A 16,641-nucleotide genomic window follows, 5' to 3' on the forward strand; every position below is an offset into this window, starting at 1 on the left:
TTACCGACGGCTAACAAAAACAAGGAGGCTTAATGAGTCAGTACAGGATTAGCTGCGATAAAGAGGCGATGGATTGGCACTATATTCACCAGGTCATCGCCGACAGTTACTGGGCGAAGGGCATCAGTCAGACGACGATGTTTAAGGCGCTGGATAACTCGCTGTGTTTTGCCATCTTCGATGCTGCTGGCCAGCAGGTGGGCTTTGCCCGGCTGATCACCGACCGCGCGACGTTTGCCTACCTCGCCGACGTCTTTGTCGATGAGCAACATCAGAAAAAGGGGCTGAGTAAGTTATTGCTGAAGGCCATCATGGGCCATCCAGACCTACAGGGGCTCAGGCGAATCATGCTCGCCACCCGAGACGCCCACGGCCTGTATCAGCAGTTTGGCTTCGAACCAATAGAAAACCCAGAGATGCTGATGCAGGTATGGCAGCCGAACGTTTATCGACAGCTTGCAGAATGAACACCACCATACACAACCAATCATTCCAGTAATGTCGCTGTATACCAAACTACCTTAGTAAGTGGGATTACATATCATCGATAACATCTACCTATAGTCGAAGCAATAAACATACTGTAGCATCAGTCAACACGAATTGAATGACCATGCGGACACCTAGCCTATGAAGCCTTCCTCGCTTATGTTACCGATCGTTCTGACGGCTGCGCTTGTCTCTGGATGTAGCCACGATTCAGATCACAATAGCTCCGACGATAATGGCTCACCTGATCCCTCGCACCTAAAGCACTGGGTCGAGGTAACGGATAACGGCGGCGGTGATGCCTCCCCGAGAGACGCATGGGTAGACGATGGCAAGCAGTTCACAACCACCATTACCCCTGAACATAATTACCGTATTAAAACCGTCAGCGGGGATAATTGCAGCCTGATTCAAGACACCGTCACAGACGGCACTGTTGCCACACACTACCATACCGATGCACTCGATAAAGATTGCACCATCGATGTCGAATTTACGCCAATCACGGCACCCGAACTGTTATTAAAGAGCATCACAGTACATGCCAGTGAGCATGGAACCGCCACCCCCGTTATCAGCTATGCTGAGATTGGCACACGAGCGAGTTTCACATTAACCCCTGACGATAACTACCGTGTTCAGTCCATCAGCGCCTACCCCTGTCATATCACCGCAGCCGCTTTTGATGGTCGCTATACAACAGACGCGATAGAACAGCATTGCGCAATTTACGCAGCGTTCACTTCCGAACAACAGCTAGCATGGCCTGTCACGGTCGAGGGCGACAACGTTCAAGTCGACCCTAGTATTACCTATATCGATAACGGCAAGGTAGCGACCTTTACGATAACGCCAAATAGCAATTATAAGATTACCGAGGTGAGTGGCAGCACTTGTGATGTCTCTTTAATCGATACTGGTGAGTACCAAACAGGGCCCATCTTCGAGCGCTGCGATATCGCTGTTGAAGCCGTCGCCGTCCCAGCTCCGCTTGTATGTAACGGCGAGCCGATGACGAAAATAGACGAAGAGATGTACCAGTTTGCCCTCAATAACCCGGGGACAGTGCTTGTTCTCAACAATGAGACAATCAAAGACACCATTGCCCTCGGCTTGTTACAGCAAGGTTTAGTAACGTTTAATACCGCCTGCGTCACTCACATGGACTCTTTGTTCCGAAGAGCTGACGATGCCTCCCATGGCTATAACAGCGCGACGTTCAACGCTGACATCTCTGGTTGGGATGTGTCACAGGTGACAAGCATGGCCTACATGTTTAACCACGCAGAAAGCTTTAATCAAGATATCTCCGGCTGGGAGGTCAGCAAGGTGACGAACATGCTCGCTATGTTTGACGGCGCAGAAAGCTTCAACCACGATATTTCTAGCTGGGATGTATCCAGCGTTAAAAACATGTCGAGCATGTTTTACGACGCCCTAGATTTCGACCAAGACCTTTCTGGCTGGGAGGTAAGCAACGTGACAATACACACGCGGTTTGCCAATCACCTAAAAAGCGAATACCAACCAAACTTTAGTAACTAAGCTTTAACTAACTAAGCTTTACTAACTAAGCGTATCAAGCTCTCACTATTGGTTAGTTAAAAAGCAACAAAAAGCGCCGCCAAAAGGCGGCGCTGATACCCACGTGAAGACATTGATTACCTTATCAAACACCCGCCCCTATAAGCTGGGGCAGGCTAATATGTTCAACCGATAATCAACTCAATGACAATCGTGGCTGCGACAGCTGCGGAAGTTTTGCACATGGCCCCAGGCAATCACCAGTGAGCCAATCAGGGTAAAGACCTTCTCGCCCAACTCGCCGACCAGGTCGTGGCCAAACAGCGCGGTCAACATGATGATGGTGAGCCCCGTCGCTCCCCACGCCAGTACCTGCCAACGCTTATGCTTCTTACAGCCCAGTGTTAAACCGATGACGCTGATCGGCAGCACCGCCAACACCAACAGTTTGTGGAACAGCTCATCCTGCAGCGGCATTAAAAACAGCAGCGGGAAGATGGATAACGCAATGGGTAACAGCAGGCAGTGCGCGACGCAGAGAAAAGACAGCCCGATAGCCGCCTTATCAAATACATTTTCAAAGGTTTTCATGATGTTATTATTACTCGTAACAAGTCGTTTTAGAGCGGAGCGTTCACTCGCGCCACGTTATTTTGATACATTATAACATTGCATTAAGGCTGCGCAACCACTGCTGTTGCCACCAGCGCTAAGACTGGCAGCCGCCTCACCCTAAATCAGGCTGCGTCACTTTCAGCCCTCGCTATCGATGCGAATGGTCACCGCGTCTGGCCGCCAATACTCCAGCTCACCATCCATCAGCTCGCCATCTTGCTTGTAATTCACCCGGCAAATTTTCAGCACCGGCTGTCCCTCGGCCAAATTTAATGCCTTCGCGACATGGGCCGGCGCCGAGGTGGGCTGCACATCGAAGCGCGAGCGCTGGGTTTCATAACCGTATTTCTGTCGGTAGATCCCCGTCAGCGAATTCGTTAGGTTCTCCGATAAGATGCCTTCGAACAGCGACGCCTTCAGTACATTCTCGACCAGCAACACGGCTCGGCCATCGATATAACGCAGCCGCTCAATAATATGGACCGGCGTCATCTGCACGATCTCGAGCACCTTGGCGTACTCGCCCGTGGCAATCTCGCTGCGCACGTCGATTAATTTAGTGGCGGCCACACGGTGCTGCTGGCAAATCATCTGGTGGAAGTGTGATCGCGATAGTGGGTTGTAGAAAATCCGCTGCGGCGATACATACCAGCCTCGCCGCTCCTCGCGATAGATCAGCCCTTCGGTCTCCAGCGACACCAGCGCGTCTTTAATGGTGATTCGGGTGGTGCTAAACAGCTCGCTCAGCTCTCTCTCCGAAGGCAGCTTCTGCCCCTCAGTCATGATGCCCGCGTGAACCTGCTCTCTCAGGCTGTTTTTAATTTTTCCTAGCTGTGTCGCTAGCTGTCCTGTCGCGGGTGCTCTCATTGCTGGCCTAGTCCAAAAGATAGTTGGCCCACACCATAGAACATTGAGATCACAGGATTATGACAGGGATGAAATGCACAGATATTGTACCGATGACATAAAACCGTCACACAAACACAGCAAAACTGTCATAAAAGCTCAGTCACAGTGTCACATTTCGACAATAGCATAGACGTCAAACGTACTGACCTAGTCCAGAAGGATGTAGAGAATGAAGACTTTGCTAAAACTTTCAACCGCCGTATCAGCGACGCTGCTGGCGGTATCGCTCTCAGCCCCCAGCATGGCCAACGACAGCGCACACGACGCGTTGGTCAGTGCCGCGCAAAAAGAAGGCGCCGTTTACAGTGTCGGCATGCCCGATAGCTGGGCTAACTGGAAAGACACCTGGGCTGACCTGAGCACAAAATACGCCATCAAGCACCAGGACACCGACATGAGCTCGGCTCAGGAAATTGCCAAGTTCGCCGCTGAGAAGAAGAACGCCACCGCCGACATCGGCGATGTGGGTTTCGCCTTTGCCCGTGTCGCGGTAAAGAAGGGCGTCACTCAGCCTTACAAGCCCAGCAACTGGAGCGCCATCCCCGATTGGGCGAAGGACAAAGACGGTCACTGGGCACTGGCCTACACCGGCAGTGTCTCTTTCATCTCCAACAACAACCTAGTGAAAAACCCACCGAAGACCTGGGGCGATCTGCTCAAGGGCGACTACAAGGTCACCGTCGGTGATGTCGGTGTCGCCTCGCAGGCAAACAACGCCGTATTAGCTGCCGCCTTCGCCAATGGTGGTGACGAATCAAACCTCAAGCCAGCGATCAAGTTCTTCGCCGAGCTGGCCAAGCAGGGCCGCCTCTCTTACACCAACCCCAGCATCGCCAACCTCGAGAAAGGCGAGATTGAAGTAGCAATCATGTGGGACTTCAACGCGCTGAACTACCGCGACCAGATCGACCACGATCGCTTCACCGTTAGCATCCCACAGGATGGCTCAGTGATCTCTGGTTACACCACCATCATCAACAAGTTCGCCAAGCACCCCAACGCCGCCAAGCTCGCCCGTGAATACATCTTCAGCGACCAGGGCCAGATTAACCTCGCCGAAGGCTACGCACGCCCAATTCGCAGCGACGTAACCCTGCCGAAGGCCATTCAAGACAAGCTGCTACCAAACGAGCAATACAGCAACGTGCACCCGGTAAAAGACTTCGCCGCCTGGGAAAAGTCAGCACGCAAGCTACCGCGTCAGTGGCAGGAAAACGTGCTGATTCATCAGCAATAAGCACTGCCAATCCTTCCTCTCATTTAGCAATAAGCGAGAAACAATCATGAGCAACAAGGTCATCCTTGTTGTTCTAGATGGACTGAACTACCAGGTAGCCCGCGATTGCATGGGCTACCTCAACGGTCTACTAGAGCAGCAACGCCTCACGCTTTACCCTTTACAGTGCGAACTGCCTTCGATGTCACGCCCGCTCTACGAGTGCATTATCACCGGCGTCCGCCCGGTCGACAGCGGCATCGTCAACAACCATATCGTGCGCCTCTCGCACCACGACTCCATCTTCAGCCTGGCCACAGCGCAGGGCAAAGTCACCGCCGCAGCGGCCTACCACTGGATGAGCGAACTCTATAACCGCGCACCCTACGACGCTGTTAGAGACCGCTTTACCGACGATAAAAGCCTCAATATTCAACACGGCTGTTTCTACCACTGGGATCACTACCCCGACGAAGCACTGTTTCTGGATGCCGAGCAACTGCGCCGTCGCCACCAGCCCGACTTCCTACTGATTCACCCCATGAACATCGATGACGCCGGCCACAAACACGGCCTAGACTCGCGCCAGTACCGCAACAGCGCCCGTGTCGCCGACATCATCCTCTCTAACTACATTCCTCAGTGGCTAGCGGACGGTTACCAAGTCATCGTCACCAGCGACCACGGCATGAACAACGACCAGTCCCACGGCGGCATTCTGCAAGAAGAGCGTGAAGTGCCGATGTTTGTCCTCGGCGACGCCTTCAGCCACCGCCCCGCTGCGGTCAAGCAGACCGATATCTGCGGCACCGTCTGTCAGTTGCTCGGCCTCGAACACGACAAAGCGTATACACAGGAATTGCTCGCATGATCAGCCGCCCAGCCACCGCGCAAAAAAGCGGCCTTCAGCATCTCAAGCCGGCGCTCTGGCTCGCACCACTGGTGCTATTCTTCGCCCTGTTTCAGCTCGCGCCCATGGGCTGGGTGCTGATTAACAGCTTTATCTACGACGGTGAGTTCGCCCTCGACAACTATCTCGAGGTACTCGACTCGGCCTTCATGATGCAGGGCTTTAGCAACAGCCTGTGGTTGGCCGTGTGGTCGAGCATCATCGGCCTGGCCATTGCCACCCTGTTGGTCGCCTCGCTGCGCCGTATCGATTCCAAGATTCGCGACGGCGTCATCGCCTTCACCAACATGAGCAGCAACTTCGCCGGCGTGCCCCTGGCCTTTGCCTTTATCATCATCCTCGGCACCAACGGCGCCATCACCTTGCTCCTCAAGCAGTACGGCTTGCTCGGTGACTTCGACCTCTACGGCAAGTGGGGACTGCTAACGATTTACATCTACTTCCAAATTCCACTGGCGGTGCTGCTACTCTACCCCGCCTTCGACGCCCTCAGTGACGACTGGCAAGCCGCCGCCGCACTGCTCGGCGCCAGCAACCGACAGTACTGGGGCAAAGTCGCCCTGCCGGTCTTATCGCCCGCCCTGCTCGGTACCTTCATCATCTTGATCGCCAACGCAATCGGTGCCTATGCCAGTGTCTACGCACTGACCGCCGGCAATTACAACGTCATCACCGTGCGCATCGCCAGCCTGGTCTCCGGCGACATGTTCCTAGAGCCCAACCTCGCCGCTGCGATCTCCGTCGTGTTAATGGCCATCCTGGCGTTTATCACCGCGATTAATCAATGGCTGATCAGCAAGAGCTACGCAGGAAAGAAAGCCCATGCAAAACAGTAATAGCCGCTACCACAAAGCCGTTGTCTACAGCATCGTCGGCGTGATGCTTATTCCCATCCTCGCCACCCTGCTCTACTCGTTTGCCTCCAGCTGGGGCGCGACCATTCTACCCGATGGTTTCACCTTAGACTGGTACCAACAGCTGCTTACCGACCCCCGCTTCTTGCAAGCCTTTGGTCGCTCGCTGTTTGTCTGTATCGCCTCGTTGGCGCTGAGCGTGGTGTTAATTCTACCGGCGATCTTTGTGGTGTTTTATTACTTTCCGAAACTCGATAAAGTGATGAACATTATGATCCTGCTGCCGTTTGCCGTGCCACCGGTAGTGTCCTCGGTCGGCCTGCTACAGCTGTATGCCGACAGCGACATCGCCCTGGTCGGTACCCCCTGGATTCTGATCGGCACCTACTTCACCATCGCCCTGCCGTTTATGTACCGGGCCATCTCCAATAGCTTTGCCGCCATCAACCTGCACGACCTGATGGACGCCGCTCACCTGCTCGGTGCCAGCACCAGCCAGGCCTTTTTGCGAATCATCTTACCGAACCTGAAGAAGGGACTGATGTCATCGCTGTTCCTCTCCTTCTCGTTCCTGCTCGGTGAGTTCGTGTTTGCCAACATCTTAGTCGGCACCCGCTACGAAACCCTGCAAATCTATCTCTACAACACCCGTCAGACCAGCGGCCACTTCACCTCTGCGCTGGTAATGACCTACTTCCTGTTTATTTTCTTATTAACTTGGCTGGCCAGTCGCTTCAGCCGGGGAGCCGAATCATGAGCTATGTAACTGCCCAACACCTAACCAAACGCTTTGGCGACAATACTGTCTTTGAAGACGTCGCCTTCAGCATCGAACAGGGCGAATTCATCACCCTGCTAGGCCCCAGCGGCTGCGGTAAGTCGACGCTGCTACGCAGTCTCGCCGGCCTCAACCCGGTCGACGGCGGCATCATCAAGGTCGACGGTGAAGACATCACCCACCTATCGCCGCAACAGCGCGGCATTGGCATGGTGTTTCAGTCCTACGCGCTGTTTCCGAACATGACTGTGCAGGGCAATATCGCCTTTGGCTTAAAAATGAAAAAACTCAGCGCCGATGTCGTCGAGCGCGAGGTCGCCAAAGTGATCGAGCTGGTCGACCTCACCGGCAAAGAAAAACACTACCCACACCAACTCTCTGGCGGTCAGCGTCAGCGCGTGGCACTGGCCCGCGCCCTCGTCGTCAAGCCGCGCATTCTACTGCTCGACGAACCGCTGTCGGCGCTGGATGCCAAAATTCGTAAACACCTGCGCCAGCAGATTCGCGATATCCAGAAAGAGATGAACCTGACCACCATCTTCGTCACCCACGATCAAGAAGAGGCGATGATCATGTCCGATCGCATCTTCCTAATGAACAAAGGCGAGATCGTGCAAGCGGGGACGCCGGAAGAAATTTACACCCACCCGGCCAACGAATTTGTCGCCGGCTTTATGGGCCATTACAACCTGGTCGACGCCGACAAGGCCAAGCAATTATTTAATATCGACAGCGAATCGAAAGTGGCGATCCGCCCCGAATCTATCTACGTCAAAGAACAGGGCCGCCACTACGGCAGCCACATCTCGGCGCCGCAAATCGGCACCATAAAAAATCACCAGCTGCTCGGCAACGTCATTCGCTACCAGGTTGACGTCGACGACTGCGAGCTTACCGTCGACCTATTAAACCGCTCCTCTGAGCGCCTCGTCGCCAACGGCAGTCAGCTTGAACTGCTGTTTAATCTTAACGAAATTCAGCCCGTGCGAGCCTAACATGTCGACACCTCTATACGTCTTTGATATGGACGAAACACTCATCGACGCCGACTGCGCGATGCTGTGGAACCAATTTTTAGTCGAGCAAGGTATCGTCACCGATGCCAACTTCCTGGCTGAAGACGAGCGCCTGATGGCCCTCTATGCCGAGGGTAAAATGAACATGGATGACTACCTGCAATTCTCGATGGCACCGCTGGCCAAGATGCCCATCGCGCAGGTACAAAAACTCGCCGCCGCCTGTGTTGAGGAAAAAATTCTCAGCAAACAATTTATCGAATCAAAACCGTTAATTGCCCAGCTGCAGCGTAATGGCATCGACTGCGTGATCATCTCCGCCAGCGTCACCTTTATCGTTGAAGCCGTCGGCCGCCGCTTAGGCATCGCCACCGCCCTCGGCATCGACGTGGCCGAACACCAGGGCTGCTACAGCGCAGAGGTCGTCGGTGTGCCCAGCTACCGCGAAGGCAAAGTGACCCGCTTAAAGCAATGGCTGCAAACACAGCCCAAACACTACAGTGAGATTCATTTTTACACCGACTCAATCAACGACCTGCCGCTGTGCGAATACGCCGACCACACCTACCTGGTCAACCCCTGCCGCCAACTGCGCGCCCACGCCGACCAGCCAAATTGGACGGTACTGAACTGGCACAGCGCGGTATAAGACTCAACATCGGCGGCAGGATGCTGCCGATGCACCCACAACATGGCTATCAATCTGCGTAGCTGTATTGCAAAACCCTGCCATGATATCCAGCACCGCTCCCCTCGGCGTTTACCCCACTATTACCGAATCATTAAATAATTAGCTTGGCACACCTGATCGTAGGATGGAACCTCGAGAAAGGGTAAATAAGGATTGAAATAACAAGGGGTTGAGGTAGTATCGGGGGAATATAAATAATGAAAGTATATATGCTGGTGTCTTATACAAATGTTAGCAAGTAATTCAACAGGTGTACTGTACATAAGCGCATCAAGCTTAATAAAGAAATAAAAGGTAGCTAGCGACAATTATTGTTGTAGCGATAAAATAAGTTTATGGCAAAAGTTAATAAAAAGTCAGAACAAAGCAAATTAATTGGAGAACATCCAACTTCTGGCGTTTTCTTTGATTGGTTTGAATGCGAAGACACACCAACAACAGCTGAAAAAAAACATCGAAAGTTAACAAATAAAGGTCTCGCAAGTGGCGCTATTGTTGATTATTTGTCTGACAGAATATTAAAACACCATGCCACTTCATTACAACTAGCAAGAATAGAACAAAAGAAAAAAATATTAGAGAAACATGATTTTACTGATTACATGGAAGGTAGAGTTCCATTTCCGATTAAATCAGCTACAACACAGAAAGGTAATCTTGGTGAGATAATCTTAGGTGAATATTTAAGCGCATCTACGGGCTTAGAATTATTAGTTTATAAACTTCATTACAACCCTAACATAGAGCAGTCTATGAAAGGGGATGACATTTTACTCTTTGAAAAAGACAATATCCAGAGCAATATTATTATGGGGGAAGCTAAGTTCAGGACAACTAAAAGCAAGCAAGCTCTAGATGATATAGTTAGTTCTTTATTAACAAAAAATTTACCTATTTCCTTAACTTTTGTTTGCAATAGACTAGAAGAAATGGGGGCGGTTGATCTATCTAATGAAATTGATGACCTCATTTCCAATATTCACAAGTCTAAAACGCCTATCACTTATGTTGGCTTTTATCACAGTGATATTAATGTTTATAAAACTATAGAGAAGCATTTAAAATCTGAGAATGAGAACCTTGTAGTAATTTCCTTTGGGGAAGACAATCCAGCGAAACTAGTGAAAGATAGTTTTGCAGAAGCATTAAAAATGATAATGGACTAATTGTGAATATAGATAAAGCACGGGAATTATTTGCTGAATTTGAGAGTGATGGCTTTGTACAAAACTTGATAGCGCAATCGAGTGCAAAAAATATATTATTAGAAGTAAAAGAATCTGAAGAAAATTTCCCAAATTTTACTGATGGGCTAGATGAAAGAATAACTGGAATAGCATTTACATATCTTTCAATTGGGTGTGCCTTAAGGGAGAAAGGTGAAAATAGTGACACTGCTAGCACTGCTTTTGAAAAAGCAGGAGACATTATTCACTACATTAATTCACCTGATAGCATTAATAATGACAATAGCAATTTTTTACTAGTTATTAGCAGCTTATCTTTTTACTTGGCAGCGCAATACTCCAAATCTTTCATTGTTATAAAAAAAGCTGAGGCCACCTCACCACTAATTAACTTAGTTAGTTGCTTTTTAAAAAAAGATTTCAAGAATTTACTTCATGAAATAAATAAAGTTCAGTTAAACGATGAATATTTAGATGACTCAATTAGCCAGCTTGAGGACGAACTAGAGAAAAACAGCAAGTATTACTCAGCCATATTATCTAAAGCTCTTAACTTGATCTTAGAATATATTTATTCAGGTAAAGAAGAGTTTCTCGCCATTGCTAAAGACTATATAAATGACATCAAAGAGTTATCATCTATTGATGAAGAACCAGTTACTTGGTGGATAGCTCGACTATTAATCATTTTGATAAACACGTTTTATAAATACTCATTCTGGAGCGTCTTACCTAAATTAATTGAACATAAAATAACTGATAATTATGTGACTCAATTAGCCTTAAACGACCCACCAATAACAGAAATGTTTTATGCACAATATAACGCAGTACAAGCTATGCAGAACTCTTCTGAAATCGTACTTAGCTTGCCTACTAGTAGTGGTAAAACCAGAATTTCAGAAATTGCTATTTTAGAAGCACTGGTTAATAACCCGAACTCTAAAGTACTCTACCTTGCACCATTTCGTTCATTATCTTATGAAGTAGAAGAGTCAATGGATAAAATGTTCTCACCTTTAGGTTTCACAACGACATTATTATATGGAGGGGGGCAATACAGTAAATTAGATAAAGCCTTGATCGAAAATTCAAATGTAATTATAGCCACGCCTGAAAAAGCTAAGGCAATTATAAGAGCAGATGAAGATATAGCCAATGGTATAGATTTATTAATTATAGATGAAGGTCACTTGCTTGGCGCAGATGAAAGGTTAATTAAAATTGAGCTTTTTATTGAGGAGCTTAAACATCATATTAAGAAAAATGATGGCAAAATTATTTTATTGTCTGCGGTATTACCTAACACAAAAGACATATCGAAATGGATTTCTAATGACGAAAACAATATCTATGAAACAGATAAGACAATTGCTAACAAAAGATTTGGGATTGCAAAATGGACGCATGCTAAAAATATAAATATAGAGTGGTTAGGTGAACCAAAATCATTTAATCAGAACTTTATTGAAAAGTTTCTACCGCCAAAAGCAAGAACAAAATATTTCCCAAGCAATAAAGGTGAGGGGATAGCTTCATTAGCTTTAAAGGTATCCCAATCAGGGACTGTATTGTTATTTGTAGCACAGGCTCGGTATGTTCTGACTAGTGCTCGGAGAGTACTTAAAGCAATGGGTGGGACAGTTAAAAAGCATAGTTATCGAAATGTAAACCTTCTTGAGACGTTCAAACTAGCTTGCTGCGAAGCTGGAGCTGAAGAGATATTTACGTTAGCTGAATATGGTGTTCTTTGCCATTTTGGAAAATTACCAACAGAAGTTAGAGTCCTCATAGAGCAATTAATGCGCTCGGAAAAGGTAAAAGTAATTGTTTCTACCTCTAGTCTTGGACAAGGTGTAAACATTGGTATATCTACGGTGATATTCTCTGATGTATTTATGAATCACCAAGAAGAAAGAAGAATAGGCTCAAAAGATTTTTGGAATATTGCAGGCCGAGCAGGACGCGCTTTTTCTGATATTGAAGGTAAAGTTTTATACTGTATAGATGAAACAAACTGGAGCAAAGAGCGAGATCTTCAACTTTGTGAATCATATTTTGATATTTCTAAAATGGAGCACGCACAAAGCGGTCTATTGGCTATGATCAAGACATTAAAAAGTGTTGCAGCTAGATGCAAGGTTAGTTTTGATTTGTTATTAGAATTAGTAGCTGATAATGATTTTTCAACATTAAAAGAGGGGGATAGAGATTATTCCTCTAACTTTATAGAGATTTTTGATTGGCTCGATGACACATTACTTGCTTTAGATTACAAAAATAACGCATCCCTCAGCGCAGACCCTTCAAGTTGGATTGACGATGTATTTCGTTGTTCTCTTGCCCATATTCAGGCTGAAAAGGATGAAGAAGTATCGCAAGATGAGGTGATTGAATTTCTTAAACGTAGAAATAAAGCAGTAGTTAAAATGGCTGGCGACCCTTCAAATTGGGAAAGCATCGTAAAGTCAGGAATACCATTGAGTTCTTCGACAGTATTAGATAATTATATAGACCATATCAAGGAAATAACTACTATATATAATGAATCAGACAAAGGTGTTAATAACCTCATTGAATTTTCAAAATGTATTGAAAACTTGATTCAGAAAATGCCTACTGTTTCTTTTAAACATCGTTTTGATGACGGAGAAATAAATAAGGTTCGTGAGAAGTGGTTAAGTGCAGCACCACTTTCTGAAATAACAGATTTTGAAAATGGTCAGGAAATTTGTGTTTCTTATTTTTCGATGACATTACCTTGGGCGATTAACGCAATTGTAAGAAAATTATATGATTTAGGTTTAGACGAAGAAGCTGAACTAATGGAAGAGTTGGCTTTATATAGTGAAGTTGGTGTTCCCAATATCGATGCAATTCAGATTTATTTGACTGGAGTCAAATCTAGGGTTGCTGCTTTAGATTTGAGCAGTGTTTTAAGTGGTAAAATGAAAGGTATTAACAAATCAAAATTACTTGACTTGCTAAACAAACACAAAATAGATATTGAGTTATTTTGTACTGAGACTACACTTAAATGGGTTGAATTATTTGATATTGGATTATCTAAAGAAGTTAATATACCCATTACTGAAATCGTTGATTTTACGCTAACTGAACCTACGAAGAGTGCAATATTAAATGTTAGAAAATTTAATAATAAGCTTTATTTATGTAGCCCTGACTTTGAAGATAAAATAGCAATTACATCCTCAAAAGACTTACCTTTTGAGGATGTATCAAATAACTCCAAAGTTTTTTTTGGTCGCAATGGGAAGATTTGGGAAATGAAAGTTAGGGGTCAGTAATAAGTTCTATAGCTATTTATGACGGGAATCAGGATTTAGTACTTTAGGGTAAGAGCATAATCGTCAAATTAACTAAGACACCCATAGTTATTATGTCGCATATATACAATTATATTGCACTTAGAGACGGTGAAGGTGGGTGTCTGGATAAGCTCTAACCTTGCTTATACCAGCCATCTATCGGCACCACCACTCCCCACCATAGCCATCGTAAACCCTACCAGCTATCAGCCTCTTGTAACTTTCCATCCAGCCATTAGTACGGTACTGTATCCCTCAAATAATTAACAACACAGCTTAGCGGCAGTTAGCATGGACTTACTTCACAATCAGCAACAATACACCAAGCCCAGCTATAACAAGCCAAGCAGCATCACCAGCAAAGCTGGCTGGACTTCGCTGAGCTCAGCCGCTGTAGGCAGCGTTATGTTACAAGGTAAAGCATGAAGAAAGCATCAAGATTTATGCCCAAGTATGAGCCCAGAAAAGCAAGTAAACCTGCTTTGATTGGTCTACTTGCAATTGCTATGGTTATTACTATTTACCAGCCTATGTATCTTGTGGTTCTTGCAGGCATAGCTTTAATTCTAATTGTTTGGAGTAAAATCGATCAGCCAAAAGTTGAGAAACATTTCTTAGCTTTGTGCAAAGAGCGGGGTCGTTTATCTATTTGTGAGTTCGCGAGGGAGTTTGATCCTAAGGTAGTAGATACCTGGATCATTCGGGCTGTTTATGAGCAACTTCAAGCAGCGCTTCCTACAAGGCAAAATGTTCCTATCAAAGCTATGGACAGTTTATTTGATACTTTGATGCTTGATGAAGATGATCTAAATTTAGATTTATCAAAGGAAATCGCACAACGAACAGGCCGAAGCCTTGAGAGCTACGAAAGTAACCCATACTACGGCAAAGTAACCACAGCGCGTAATCTGGTATTATTTTTTAACCATCAGGCCCGTATAAGTGCAACGTAACAAGGCGCTGTTGTCGGAATACAATTACTAACAATAACTAAGACACCCATCGTTAAATACTACAGCGAGATTCATTTTTACACCGACTCAATCAACGACCTGCCGCTGTGCGAATACGCCGACCACACCTACCTAGTCAACCCCTGCCGCCAACTGCGCGCCCACGCCGACCAGCCGAATTGGACGGTACTGAACTGGCACAGCGCGGTATAAGACTCGATTATCGGCAAATAATCACGGCACCGTCAGCCGATCGAGCGGACTGACATTGCCGGTGTAGTGCTGACCCAAAACATGGGTATAAATCTGTGTGGTTTTAACATCGTTGTGGCCTAGCAACTCTTGTATCGTGCGCAAATCAGCACCATCCTCAAGCATATGGGTGGCGAAACTGTGACGAAAGGTGTGACAACCCACCCGTTTATAGTCAATACCTGCGGCTTTCACCGCCTGCTTAACGATTCTCTGTAACCCGCTTTGATGAAAGTGATGACGGCAGAGCACATCAGATATCGGGTGGTGGCATGTTGATCTCGCCGGAAAAACAAACATCCAAGCAGGTTGATAAATTGCCCGTGGGTATTTTCGCCCCAAGGCATCAGGAAGGGAGGGACCCACATGGGATTTATTATCCCTTCTTTGACACTCAAGTGCTTTATTTATACAGGATTGAATCGACCCCAATAACTGAGGGCTCAACAAGGTCTGTCGGTCTTTATGCCCCTTGCCGTCACGTACTGTTAACGAGCAGTTGACCATATCGATATCCTGCACCCTAAGACGAAGGCACTCTGTTGCACGTAAACCACTACCGTACATAAGCTGTACCATTAATCGATCACGCCCCTGTAGCTGACTTAGAATACATGCTATCTCATGCCGTGTGATCACCACAGGAAGAGAGCGCTGTTTAGTGGCCAAGCTAAAACCAAGCTCCCCTAACTCCCTCGCCATAAACTTTTGGTATAAAAAAACCAAAGCATTAAGGGCGACTTTTTGCGTGTTAATCGCAACATGACGCTCAACCGCTAAAAACGTTAAGAACTGCTTTACCTCGTCACCAGCCATGTCACGTGGATGCTTGTACTGATGAAAACGAATGTAGTTACGAATCCAGTAAAGGTACGTTTTCTCTGTTCGAATACTATAACCCCGTAGCCGTATATCCTGACGAACAGACTCAATAAAACGGCTAGCCATCACACCTCCACAGCACTGTATGCATATACAGGTATATTAGGTGTTATTGCACTCAATACAAGTAAGAAAAAAATAGTACATATAATCAGTAGCCTATAGAGTCTGCGTTTCGCCTATTATTTCCAGAACAGTGAAATAGTAGGGCAGGCACAGTTTGCCGCAGGGTTATCTTTGCAAAAACGACAAATAAGAATTGAAATAACAATAGGTTAAGGTACTATCAAGGGATATAAACAATAAAACTATATATGCTAGCGTCATATACAAATGTTATGTTTCAGCGAGGTATCGACCATCAGTCGTAATTTGAGTGTTCATCCGGCTTTACCTGCTGTGCTAGAACTTGATGGTTTCTTGAATGCTGTCAGGTGTTTTCTCGATTGCCCAAAACGCCTATTTTCGGCTGAGTTGGTAGGAGGCGGATTACCACTTGAAGATATAGTTGACGGTGATATTAAGGGTATTGAAACAAATGGAAGAGTGATATCAAAAAGCATCGAAAATTATCATTCTGTATATAAATTGATCGTGGATTTGATTTATAAGAAAATATCAAAGTCGAAGACAAGATCCACTGAAAATATAGATTGGAACCTTGTAGAGTATTATGGGCTTATATCTACCGCAGATATTGAAGATGGTCCGTGGAATCGCCTCATAAGCCAGGATCACACACTTGTTAGGTTTCTCGATGAAGACGGATCTGAATCAATAACTTTCTACATTGAATTTAGCGACTTTGTGTTAGCTACCCAGCTCGGCGTCGCATGGAATGAATAAAAACATAACAATCGCAGGCAATCTGAAAAATTGGTGCGTCATCCGTTTTGCAAAAAGCCGCAAAACGGCCGTCACACCATTTTTCAGTTGCTGCGGGCGTTATGGCTACGGGAGGTAGCGTGAAATTTCTGATAGTAAATTTAGTCGTAGTAGTCGTTATTTTACCGTTAGTCTTTTGGGTGGGTTATCT

16 protein-coding genes are annotated in these 16,641 nt (G+C 46.6%); 13 read left to right on the forward strand and 3 right to left on the reverse strand.

Annotated elements, in window-relative coordinates:
• Nucleotides 1-32: 32 nt before the first annotated feature.
• Nucleotides 33-467 carry a GNAT family N-acetyltransferase gene (locus tag EDC56_RS12385; RefSeq protein ID WP_123712808.1) on the forward strand — a complete coding sequence of 145 codons (435 nt, stop codon included), beginning with the start codon at nt 33-35 and terminating at the stop codon, nt 465-467.
• Between the two features lie 163 nt (nt 468-630).
• The gene (locus tag EDC56_RS12390; RefSeq protein ID WP_123712809.1) at nt 631-2,034 is read left to right on the forward strand and encodes a BspA family leucine-rich repeat surface protein; all 1,404 of its coding nucleotides are present in this window, start codon (nt 631-633) and stop codon (nt 2,032-2,034) included.
• Nucleotides 2,035-2,214: 180 nt separating this feature from the next.
• Here the strand turns inward: EDC56_RS12390 and EDC56_RS12395 are convergent, their stop codons facing one another.
• Both EDC56_RS12395 and EDC56_RS12400 read right to left on the reverse strand, forming a co-directional pair.
• Nucleotides 2,215-2,604: a MerC domain-containing protein gene (locus tag EDC56_RS12395; protein ID WP_123712810.1), complete on the reverse strand. Its 390-nt coding sequence runs from the start codon at nt 2,602-2,604 to the stop codon at nt 2,215-2,217.
• Between the two features lie 162 nt (nt 2,605-2,766).
• Entirely contained in the window at nt 2,767-3,495 is a 729-nt protein-coding gene (locus EDC56_RS12400; RefSeq protein WP_123712811.1) for a UTRA domain-containing protein, read from the reverse strand.
• Nucleotides 3,496-3,706: 211 nt separating this feature from the next.
• Here EDC56_RS12400 and EDC56_RS12405 point away from each other — a divergent pair, with 211 nt between their 5' ends.
• The 10 genes from EDC56_RS12405 (at nt 3,707) to EDC56_RS12445 (ending at nt 14,471) form a co-directional block, all read left to right on the forward strand.
• Complete coding sequence (locus tag EDC56_RS12405; protein WP_123712812.1) at nt 3,707-4,774, forward strand: ABC transporter substrate-binding protein; 1,068 nt, start codon at nt 3,707-3,709, stop codon at nt 4,772-4,774.
• Nucleotides 4,775-4,883: 109 nt separating this feature from the next.
• A complete protein-coding gene (locus EDC56_RS12410) occupies nt 4,884-5,624 on the forward strand; it encodes an alkaline phosphatase family protein (protein WP_245980699.1) in 741 nt (246 codons plus the stop codon).
• A complete protein-coding gene (locus tag EDC56_RS12415; protein WP_123712814.1) occupies nt 5,621-6,499 on the forward strand; it encodes an ABC transporter permease in 879 nt (292 codons plus the stop codon). Before EDC56_RS12410 ends, EDC56_RS12415 begins: the two co-directional genes overlap by 4 nt.
• The gene (locus EDC56_RS12420; protein ID WP_123712815.1) at nt 6,486-7,274 is read left to right on the forward strand and encodes an ABC transporter permease; all 789 of its coding nucleotides are present in this window, start codon (nt 6,486-6,488) and stop codon (nt 7,272-7,274) included. The genes EDC56_RS12415 and EDC56_RS12420 overlap by 14 nt, the downstream gene beginning before the upstream one ends.
• The gene (locus tag EDC56_RS12425; RefSeq protein ID WP_123712816.1) at nt 7,271-8,290 is read left to right on the forward strand and encodes an ABC transporter ATP-binding protein; all 1,020 of its coding nucleotides are present in this window, start codon (nt 7,271-7,273) and stop codon (nt 8,288-8,290) included. The genes EDC56_RS12420 and EDC56_RS12425 overlap by 4 nt, the downstream gene beginning before the upstream one ends.
• A 1-nt stretch (nt 8,291) precedes the next feature.
• Complete coding sequence (locus tag EDC56_RS12430) at nt 8,292-8,960, forward strand: HAD family hydrolase (protein WP_123712817.1); 669 nt, start codon at nt 8,292-8,294, stop codon at nt 8,958-8,960.
• A 377-nt stretch (nt 8,961-9,337) separates the two neighbouring features.
• Entirely contained in the window at nt 9,338-10,168 is an 831-nt protein-coding gene (locus tag EDC56_RS12435; RefSeq protein WP_123712818.1) for a Hachiman antiphage defense system protein HamA, read from the forward strand.
• Nucleotides 10,169-10,170: 2 nt separating this feature from the next.
• Nucleotides 10,171-13,497: a DEAD/DEAH box helicase gene (locus EDC56_RS12440; RefSeq protein WP_123712819.1), complete on the forward strand. Its 3,327-nt coding sequence runs from the start codon at nt 10,171-10,173 to the stop codon at nt 13,495-13,497.
• A 312-nt stretch (nt 13,498-13,809) separates the two neighbouring features.
• Nucleotides 13,810-13,944, forward strand: coding sequence for a hypothetical protein (locus EDC56_RS19955; protein ID WP_281273362.1), 135 nt, complete (start codon nt 13,810-13,812; stop codon nt 13,942-13,944).
• Entirely contained in the window at nt 13,941-14,471 is a 531-nt protein-coding gene (locus tag EDC56_RS12445; protein ID WP_123712820.1) for a hypothetical protein, read from the forward strand. Before EDC56_RS19955 ends, EDC56_RS12445 begins: the two co-directional genes overlap by 4 nt.
• A gap of 234 nt (nt 14,472-14,705) precedes the next feature.
• On the opposite strand, the gene EDC56_RS12455 is transcribed toward EDC56_RS12445, so the two are convergent.
• Entirely contained in the window at nt 14,706-15,671 is a 966-nt protein-coding gene (locus tag EDC56_RS12455) for an integron integrase (protein ID WP_123712821.1), read from the reverse strand.
• A 333-nt stretch (nt 15,672-16,004) separates the two neighbouring features.
• Between EDC56_RS12455 and EDC56_RS12460 the strand changes: the two genes are divergently transcribed.
• Nucleotides 16,005-16,451 (forward strand): hypothetical protein, encoded by a 447-nt coding sequence (locus EDC56_RS12460; RefSeq protein WP_148059405.1) that lies wholly within the window; start codon nt 16,005-16,007, stop codon nt 16,449-16,451.
• The last annotated feature ends 190 nt before the right edge of the window (nt 16,452-16,641 follow it).

It is taken from the genome of Sinobacterium caligoides (assembly GCF_003752585.1).
Taxonomy (GTDB): Bacteria; Pseudomonadota; Gammaproteobacteria; order Pseudomonadales; family Sinobacteriaceae; genus Sinobacterium; species Sinobacterium caligoides.

Bases quoted from the DNA above. Each gene is read 5' to 3' on its own strand.
- EDC56_RS12385 (WP_123712808.1), top strand. From the start codon at position 33: ATGAGTCAGTACAGGATTAGCTGCGATAAAGAGGCGATGGATTGGCAC.
- EDC56_RS12390 (WP_123712809.1), top strand. From the start codon at position 631: ATGAAGCCTTCCTCGCTTATGTTACCGATCGTTCTGACGGCTGCGCTT.
- EDC56_RS12395 (WP_123712810.1), bottom strand. From the start codon at position 2,604: ATGAAAACCTTTGAAAATGTATTTGATAAGGCGGCTATCGGGCTGTCT.
- EDC56_RS12400 (WP_123712811.1), bottom strand. From the start codon at position 3,495: ATGAGAGCACCCGCGACAGGACAGCTAGCGACACAGCTAGGAAAAATT.
- EDC56_RS12405 (WP_123712812.1), top strand. From the start codon at position 3,707: ATGAAGACTTTGCTAAAACTTTCAACCGCCGTATCAGCGACGCTGCTG.
- EDC56_RS12410 (WP_245980699.1), top strand. From the start codon at position 4,884: ATGGGCTACCTCAACGGTCTACTAGAGCAGCAACGCCTCACGCTTTAC.
- EDC56_RS12415 (WP_123712814.1), top strand. From the start codon at position 5,621: ATGATCAGCCGCCCAGCCACCGCGCAAAAAAGCGGCCTTCAGCATCTC.
- EDC56_RS12420 (WP_123712815.1), top strand. From the start codon at position 6,486: ATGCAAAACAGTAATAGCCGCTACCACAAAGCCGTTGTCTACAGCATC.
- EDC56_RS12425 (WP_123712816.1), top strand. From the start codon at position 7,271: ATGAGCTATGTAACTGCCCAACACCTAACCAAACGCTTTGGCGACAAT.
- EDC56_RS12430 (WP_123712817.1), top strand. From the start codon at position 8,292: ATGTCGACACCTCTATACGTCTTTGATATGGACGAAACACTCATCGAC.
- EDC56_RS12435 (WP_123712818.1), top strand. From the start codon at position 9,338: ATGGCAAAAGTTAATAAAAAGTCAGAACAAAGCAAATTAATTGGAGAA.
- EDC56_RS19955 (WP_281273362.1), top strand. From the start codon at position 13,810: ATGGACTTACTTCACAATCAGCAACAATACACCAAGCCCAGCTATAAC.
- EDC56_RS12445 (WP_123712820.1), top strand. From the start codon at position 13,941: ATGAAGAAAGCATCAAGATTTATGCCCAAGTATGAGCCCAGAAAAGCA.
- EDC56_RS12455 (WP_123712821.1), bottom strand. From the start codon at position 15,671: ATGGCTAGCCGTTTTATTGAGTCTGTTCGTCAGGATATACGGCTACGG.